This window comes from Paenibacillus sp. A3 (genome assembly GCF_001399685.1).
GTDB lineage: Bacteria > Bacillota > Bacilli > Paenibacillales > NBRC-103111 > Paenibacillus_G.
Window position 1 is genome coordinate 45,600 of sequence record NZ_JTHN01000095.1, and the last position, 7,995, is coordinate 53,594.

The 7,995-nt window shown below is 60.3% G+C and carries 6 protein-coding genes and 1 pseudogene; 3 read left to right on the forward strand and 4 right to left on the reverse strand.

What is annotated here, in order from left to right; all coding sequences use genetic code 11:
- Positions 1–51: 51 nt before the first annotated feature.
- The 3 genes from QJ48_RS14820 (at position 52) to QJ48_RS14830 (ending at position 3,464) form a co-directional block, all read left to right on the forward strand.
- Entirely contained in the window at positions 52–744 is a 693-nt protein-coding gene (locus tag QJ48_RS14820; protein ID WP_054974340.1) for a response regulator transcription factor, read from the forward strand.
- Positions 737–2,527: an ATP-binding protein gene (locus QJ48_RS14825; RefSeq protein ID WP_054974341.1), complete on the forward strand. Its 1,791-nt coding sequence runs from the start codon at positions 737–739 to the stop codon at positions 2,525–2,527. Before QJ48_RS14820 ends, QJ48_RS14825 begins: the two co-directional genes overlap by 8 nt.
- Positions 2,528–2,666: 139 nt before the next feature.
- A complete protein-coding gene (locus QJ48_RS14830; protein WP_054974342.1) occupies positions 2,667–3,464 on the forward strand; it encodes an HAD-IIA family hydrolase in 798 nt (265 codons plus the stop codon).
- On the opposite strand, the gene QJ48_RS14835 is transcribed toward QJ48_RS14830, so the two are convergent.
- The 4 genes and pseudogenes from QJ48_RS14835 to QJ48_RS37485 all read right to left on the reverse strand — a co-directional run.
- Positions 3,461–4,339, reverse strand: coding sequence for a DinB family protein (locus tag QJ48_RS14835; protein WP_054974343.1), 879 nt, complete (start codon positions 4,337–4,339; stop codon positions 3,461–3,463). The two genes, QJ48_RS14830 and QJ48_RS14835, sit on opposite strands and share 4 nt — an antisense overlap.
- A 153-nt stretch (positions 4,340–4,492) precedes the next feature.
- Positions 4,493–5,863, reverse strand: coding sequence for a dicarboxylate/amino acid:cation symporter (locus tag QJ48_RS14840; RefSeq protein ID WP_054974344.1), 1,371 nt, complete (start codon positions 5,861–5,863; stop codon positions 4,493–4,495).
- A 131-nt stretch (positions 5,864–5,994) separates the two neighbouring features.
- A complete protein-coding gene (locus tag QJ48_RS14845; RefSeq protein ID WP_054974345.1) occupies positions 5,995–6,207 on the reverse strand; it encodes a hypothetical protein in 213 nt (70 codons plus the stop codon).
- A gap of 28 nt (positions 6,208–6,235) precedes the next feature.
- A pseudogene (locus tag QJ48_RS37485) lies at positions 6,236–7,995 on the reverse strand (DEAD/DEAH box helicase); the annotation flags it as partial.

Here is a 7,995-nt window from a genome sequence, read left to right on the forward strand (position 1 = left end):
CCCCACTCCGCAACAACCGAGATGTTTTGGAATGAAAAGGAGGTCGGCCCCGTGGCGCAGCCTACAATATTGCTCGTCGACGACGAGAAAGAGATTATCGATCTGCTGGAAATTTATTTGAAAAACGAAGGCTACCGTCTGCTGCGCGCAGGCAATGGCATCGAAGCGCTAAGCGTGCTGCAAAAGGAAGACGTCGATCTGATCGTGCTCGACATCATGATGCCGAAGATGGACGGCATCGAAGCCTGCCTGAAAATACGCGAACAAAAGCATATGCCGATCATCATGCTGTCCGCCAAAAGCCAGGACATGGACAAAATTCTCGGCCTGAGCACCGGCGCCGACGATTACGTGACGAAGCCGTTCAATCCGCTTGAGCTGGTCGCCCGGATCAAGTCGCAGCTGCGGCGCTACACCCGGCTCAATGTTCAGCGGCCGAATAAGGAAAACGAGCTGGAGATCGACGAGCTCACGATCAATACCGCGACGCATGAGGTCAAGCTGGACGGTCGGGACATTAAGCTGACGCCGCGCGAATTTGCCATTCTGGAGCTGCTGGCCCGTCACCGCGGTACGGTTTGGAGCATCGAGAAAATTTACGAGGCCGTATGGAAGGAAGCGTATTTCGATTCGGACAATACCGTGATGGTTCATATCCGGAAAATTCGCGAGAAAATCGAGGAAAATCCGCGGAAACCGAAGTTTATTAAAACGGTTTGGGGAGTGGGATATAAAGTTGAGTAAAAAAGAGAAGATCAAACCACCGCGCAAGCCCATGCTTGACCGCTTCCCGTTCACGTGGTTCCCCTTTAATCTTCTGAGGGGCATGATCCTGTTCCTCCAAGATCTGTACAGAATGGGACGTACCCACGTACAGCGCAGCATCCGGCTGCAGCTGATGCTGACCTTTGCCTTCTGTTTCGGCGTGTCGCTGGCATTCTACGGCATCAGCTCAGCTCTGTTCGGCGCCGTCAATAAGAGTACGGTCATCGATTACAGCCAAGGGATGGAAAGCATTGATCGCGAAGCCCGTTCGCTCGCGGACCGGTTCCTTACGCCTTCGAGGCACAGCGGAAACGGGACAAGCGACGAATCTCCCGAAGATGATGCGAACGAAGCGGTCCCGGGCGAATCCGGACAACCGCAAGCGACCGTGCCGCAAGGGACACCGACGCCCAATCCCGGTACAGCCGTTCCTGTTCCCGGCGTAAACGGCCAAGAGCCCGGCGGCGTGCCCGGAGTCCCGGCAGCCAATCCGCAGGTTTCGCCGCAGCCGAATCAGCCGAATAACCGGCAAGGAGAGAGCAAGCAGGGGGAGGCCGTGCAGCGCAAAAATTTTGAGAATACGGTCAAACGACTCGTTACCTACAACAAGCTCAAAATTGTCATTACGGATCTGGAAGGCAAAGTCGTCTTCCGCAGCGAAAATGCGCCGGAAACGTACGTCGACGTGCACAGCGTCATCCGCAACGCCATGGAAACGCGCAACTTCGAATCCGACTCGCGGGCGGAATTTTCCAGTTTTTACCCTGTGACGTATAACAATCAGAAGTCATACTTAATCGTCAGCGGCATCCCTCAGCCGAACATCAGCTACCATAAGGGCGAGAATCCGCTTTCCATCTTGGCTTCGCTCGCGGTCTTTATCTTTCTGTTCTACTTTTTAACACAGCGGAAAATGAGATATATCGAGGAGCTTGCAAGCGGGCTTCGGATTATCGCTACAGGCAATCTGGACCATCGGGTCATCGAGCGTTCCCAAGACGAGCTCGGATCGCTGGCGCGGGACATGAACTTTATGGTGACGGATCTGCAGCGCAGAATCGAAGAGGAACGGCGCGCCGAGCAGCTCAAGAACGAGCTGATTACGAACGTCTCGCACGATTTGCGCACGCCGCTGACGCTGATCATGGGGTACTTGCGGCTGCTGCATGACAAAAACTTCGAAACGCCCGAGCAAGCCGCCGGATATGTCAGTATCGCTTACAGCAAATCGGAGAAGCTGAAAGGGCTGATCGACGATCTGTTCGAATTTACGAAGCTCTCCAACCATGACGTTCCGCTGCACAAGAAGGGCGTCGTCATTAACGAGGTGCTGGAGCAGCTGCTGGAGGAATACGTGACCCTCAGCGAGGAGCAGCAGCTCACGCTGATCCGCAGCCTGCCGCAGGAGCGGCTGCTGGTACGCATCGACGTGGACAAAATGATCCGCGTGTTCGAAAACCTGCTCGGCAACGCGATCAAGTACAGCCCTAAGCCCGGCGTGATCACCTTCGGCATGATCCGCGAGAACGGGCACGCGATCATCCGTATCTCCAACAAAGCGGACGCTTTGACCCGCGACGAGCTGGAGCAGCTGTTCGACCGCTTTTACCGGGTCGATAAAGCCCGGACGTCCGAGACCGGAGGCTCGGGACTGGGTCTTGCGATCGCAAGAAGCATCGTCGAATCGCACGAAGGCAGCATTTGGGCCGAGTCGGAGAACGGCGAAATCCATTTTTACGTGAAGCTGAAGCTGGCATCTTAGATGCCGGCTTTTTGGCTGTTGCGCGAGGCGGAAAACAAGCGGCCGTTCGCCTCGGAAGGCCATTCGCGGTATAATGGAGCGGACAACGCGGCAACGATGCGGGCCGTGCGGAACGCATCGCACGAATGGAGGACGGATCATGAGATATGGATTTTTGCTGGATTTGGACGGAACGCTGTACCATGGAGACCGCCCGATCCCTTATGCGGCGGAATTTATCCGCTGGCTGCGGGAGAAAGAACACCCGTTCTTATATGTGACTAACAATTCGTCGCGGACGCCGGAGCAAGTGGCGGCGCACCTCATCAAGACCGGGATTGAAGCCAGACCGGAGGAAGTGCTCACCTCCTCGCAAGCGGCGGTGATGTATCTGCAGGAAACCGGCGCCCGGAACGGACGCGTGCTCTGTATCGGCGAGGAAGGGCTGAGGGCGGCGCTGAAGGGCGGCGGCTTCGAGCCGGTCGCAGAGGACGCGCCGGAGGGAACGGTCGCTGCGGTCGTCCAAGGCATCGACCGTACGTTCCATTACGGCAAGCTGCTTGCGGCCGTCCGCCATATCCGCGACGGGGCTCCGTACATCCTGACGAATCCCGATCACCTGCTGCCCTGGAACGGCGAGCTGACGCCGGGAGCCGGCTCCATCGCGGCTTCGATCGAACGGGCAAGCGAAACGCCACCCGTTGTCATCGGGAAGCCTTCGCCGATCATTATGCGCTATGCCGTCGCCAAGTTGGGACTGGCCCCTGCGGAGATTTGGACGGTCGGGGACAATCTGAACACCGATATCCGCGGCGGAGCCGACGCAGGCTGCCGGACGGCGCTTGTGCTGACCGGACTGGCCGACGCCTCCAATGTGGACGGGCAGATAGCCCGAACGGGCGTGCTTCCCGAGCGGATCTGCACGCATCTGATGGAACTGGCGGAAAGCCTCGGCTAATCGACCGCGTGCTGCTTCCGGATTTCGCCGATCCGGCGAATGTGGACGTTCGCGTGGCCGGCCATCATTTTCATCAGGCGGCCGGCCGTCTCTTCCCTGCCGGAGGCAATGACGCTGCGGGCCAGCGCTCCCGGCGTATGCTCGCATACGCCGAGCACGTGCTCGCGCAGCAGCCGAAACAGCGCGACCTCGGCGCGGACCGGCCGCGAGGCGTAACGCATGCCCGCGGCCCACGCGTCCTGCGAGAAGCCGTTGCCGTTGTAGGCGCGTCCGCGCTCCGGCCCGGCCAAAGCGAACTTGAGCTTGTGCAGCGCCGCAAGCTCCAGATCCACCACATGGAGCACCTGCTCCCGGATGCTCCATGTGCCGGGCGCCCGGGCCAGATCGAGCCCGGCCTCGCCAAGCCCCGCCAGCGCGGCCTCCAGCCGGTCAGGCCCCGCTGCGAACAAAGCGAGCGTTTCCTCGTCGCTCGGAAACAGCTCCTGCCAGTACGCCGCGCGGTAACCCTCCGGCGTCGTAATCGTGACGGTCCGCCAGCAGCCCGGCTCCGTCTCGTCCAACCAGCGCCCGCCGGCCTCCGCGGCGCGCTGCTGGAGCCGCACCAGCGCCTCGCCGGGCGGCGCTGTCACATAGAACCGGCCGCCGGGCGACAGCTCCCGGCAAGCCGGAGCTTGCAGGCGGCGGAGCGCCTCCGCCGCCATGCCTTCCGCGGCGAGCAGCGCTGCGTCGCCGCCCGGCAGACGCAGCAGCGCGTAGCCCGCTGCCGCGCACGGCTCCAGGCGCTCCCAGCCGAGCGCCTGCTCGTAAAAGCGCAGCGCTGCCGTCACCTCCGGCACGCGCAGCAGCAGCTTCGCTTGAACGGCTTTGGTCTCCATTCGCCTTCCCCCTTTGAAGAAGCTGAGGCTGAGTTAGCCCTATTTTACCATAGAGCATAGCGGTCCAACGAACGGCCGGAAACGAACAAACACCGCCCTTTGCAAAAAGAGCGGTGTTTGGCATTTGCAGAGACTATTTTATTCTCGTTCGTGTCAACCGGTGACGACGGTTTTGGATCCGCCTTTGCGCGAAGACACGTCGTAGTTTTCGAGCTCTTCGTCCGCTTCGTTGTTGAACGCCTCGCGGTCGAATTCTTTCTCCGTTACGGCAACTACAAGAGAGCTGACCGTCGTACCCGATGCGTTGATGGCCGTCCGGGCCATATCGAGAATCGCGTCGATGCCAAGCACCATCGCCATCCCTTCGATCGGCAGACCGACGCTGGCCAGCACGACCGTCGTCGAGATCGAAGCCGGACCGGGCACCCCGGCCACGCCGATGGAAGCGATCATCGCCGAGCCGACGATGAGCAGGTAATGGGTGATCGTCAAATCGATGCCGAATACTTTGGCGACGAAGATCGCGACAATGGCCGGATACAAGCCGCCGCAGCCGTTCATGTTGATCGTTGCGCCCAGTGGAGCGACGAAGCTGGCGATCCGGTCGGATACTTTAAGCCGCTTCGTGATAACCTCCAGGTTGACCGGCAGCGTCGCATAGCTGCTTCGCGTCGTGAAAGCGACGGCCAGCACGGGATAAATCTTTTTCAGGAAGCGGATCGGATTGACCCGCGCCACGAACGTCACTAGGAAGCCGTAAGTCAGAACGAAGTGCAGCAAGCAAGCGATGTAAACGGCGATCACCACTTTGCCCATCGGCAGCAGCGAAGCGAGGCCGTATTTCGCCGCCATCGCCGCCATCAATCCGAACACGCCGTAAGGCGTCAAGCGGATGATCAGCTTCGTGACGCGGAACATCACGACGGCGAACGATTGAATCACTTCTTTGATCGGCCGGACCGATTCCGGCTTGCGGTTGCCTTCGATCGTAATGGCGACCGCAACGAACATGGCAAATACGATCACCGGCACGACCTTGCCGGTAGCCATTTCGTTCACCGGGTTCGCCGGTACGAGATCCATGAATACTTTCAAGAACGACGGAATTTCTCTGGCGGCGAATTTGGCATCTTGGACGTAAGGAATGCCTGCGCCCGGATCGATGATCACCGCAACAATGACACCGATGGCCGCCGCAATACCGGTCGTGATCAGGAACAACGCGATCGTTTTCGTTCCGATCTTCCGAAGCATATTCGGATCGGATACGGACGTAATGCTCGAAATAATCGTTGCGATGACGAGCGGCATAACGATCATTTTGATCAGGTTGACGTAGATGGAGCCGATCGTTCCGAGATCTGTCGCCTCTTTACCGAACGCCGCCCCGACGACCACGCCGAGCACCATAGCGATTAATACCCGCGTCCCGAAACCCACCTTTTTCTTGGCCGCGAAAAATAACAACAGCAGGACTACGACAGCCACAGCCCAGCTGGCAATGTATAGGGAATTCACAATCATGCGCCTCCTTGAGAGTATATCCTATTAATCCCTACTCGTTTACTAGGTATTCTATGCCCATTTTCGGCGGCTGTCAATAAGTATTTTATTGCTAAATTATTTCCTTCGCGGACCATTCGGCGGCAAACTGGTTATTCTCTTAAGGCGTCTCTTAATTTCGTCGATTCGTACCTCCGGTCCGCCGACTGTGCGAGCGCTTTGCGCAGCCGCTTGTTTTCGCCCGCCAGCCTCTCGATCTCTCCGATCAGCTCCAGAGCGAGGACTTGAGCCGCCTCGCCGGATTCCCGGCTAACGGAGGCTGCCCTTTCTTTATATTCGTTCAACCGCTCTTCTATGCTTTTCATCCGGTTCATCCTTTCCCAAAAGCAAAATTTATCGCAACGAGCTCGGCCACAAGACGAGCGAAGCGCGGTCGGCCTCCGCTCCGAGTTGACGCAGCGTACCGGCGGCAGGCGTATCCAGCACCGGCTCCCCGTTCCACGTATCGATGACCACTTTGCGGACGCCCGGCTTCTTCAAAACCGATTGCAGCACGGCCCGAAGCGTCTGCAGCCGCTCTTCCTCCGGCAGCCATTCCTCCTCCGGCGCGTCGGCTTGCGAGTGCAGCGTGTGCATGCGCCTGCCGTTATTTTCGCACCACAACACCCAGCGGCCGCCGCGGAATACGAGATCGTTGCCCGGCTTGCGGGCAAAGGAGACGCCCGGCGCAGCAGGCCATCTCACCGTCAATCCGAACGGATTGGCGGGATCGGCGGCCGGAAGCAGCACCGTTTCGCCGCCTCCCGCTTCCCAGACCGCCTCCCGGAGACGCCCTACCGTCTCCGGCGTGGCAAACTGCATCGCCGCAATATCTCGGACCCAGAAGCCGCGGGTCAGCATTCCCCACAGCTCCAGCTGCTTTAACGAGCCGTACACGTCGTCCCAAGACCATGGCAGCAGCGGACCGGCGAGGTCCCGCGTAAGCAGCGCGCTGCCGTCCAACGCTTGCTTTACCCAAGCGCCCAGCGAATCGCCCCCGCCCGGCTGCTCCTCCGCCAGCGTCTCCAGCGCATACCAGCGGCCAAGGCCGGATTGGAATTTGGCGGCAGTTTTGCCGGCGGTCTTCCTGCCGCTTCCGTTCATTCGCAGCGGGGCAAACTGGTCGTTGGAGACAAGCCCCTCCCAAGCCAGCTCGATCAAATCCGCCGTCAGCTCCGACGGGACACTTCCGGTTTCGCGGCTGAGCGCGGACAGGAAGCTTGCGCCCTTGCGCCGGAGCAGCTCCAGCAGCGACTCGTGCTTCGAAGCCTCGCCCCGCTTGAGCAGAGGGACGTAAAGCTCCTTCGCTTCCGCCAGAAAGAAGGCGACCCGGCCTTCCTTCTCTCCCGCTTCCTTGCGCCCGATCCAGATCACCTCGCCCGCCGCGCACAGCCGGTCGAGCGTTTCTTTGCGGTAATCGGTCAAGCGCAAAGGAAACACCGACGCCTCCCATTCCGGCAGCGGCAAAAACCAGCCTTGCAGCTTGCCGATCACGTCCCGGAGCCCCTCTTCCCCGCTGAGGCGGCTGCCGGGCAGGATATGCTGCGCGGCCATCAAGAACCGGCAGTACCGGACCGGATCGACCGGCTCGGCCTGTTCGCGCAGCGCCCGTTCGGCTCTGCGGATCCGGCGCTCTGCCGTTTCGCGGCTCACCCAAGCCCGCGGGGCCACTTCGTTTCCGCCAAAGGCCGGTTCGATCGTCCTATCCGCGGCCCACTGACTTACGAGGTCGTCGACAAGCGGCAAAGCTGCGCCGTACCGGGAGGCAAGCTCTTCCGCCGTAAACGACGCGCGGTGCTCCATATAACGGGTCAGCACAAACCGGACAGCCAGCGGATCGTCCGGAAACCGCGCATACGTATCCGCTTCGTCGAAGCAGATCCAGCGCTCTTCTCCGCCGATTTCGATCCGCCGCACTTTGCCTTCCTCTTCCAATCGGCGGAGCAGCTTGCCGAGCTCTTCCGCCTGCTGCTGCGCCTCGTAAGCGCCGCTATCCGCGGCCAGCCTTGCCATCTCCGCGGCAGTCCGGTCGCCTCGCTGCTTCAGGAGGCGCAGCAGCGTCTCCGGCTGCTTCAGCGGGGCGGAAGCCGGCCACGGCTCCTCCTCCTCACCCC

Coding starts and splice junctions, on each gene's coding strand:
- QJ48_RS14830 (WP_054974342.1), top strand. CDS start 2,667: ATGAGATATGGATTTTTGCTGGATTTGGACGGAACGCTGTACCATGGA.
- QJ48_RS14835 (WP_054974343.1), bottom strand. CDS start 4,339: ATGGAGACCAAAGCCGTTCAAGCGAAGCTGCTGCTGCGCGTGCCGGAG.
- QJ48_RS14840 (WP_054974344.1), bottom strand. CDS start 5,863: ATGATTGTGAATTCCCTATACATTGCCAGCTGGGCTGTGGCTGTCGTA.
- QJ48_RS14845 (WP_054974345.1), bottom strand. CDS start 6,207: ATGAAAAGCATAGAAGAGCGGTTGAACGAATATAAAGAAAGGGCAGCC.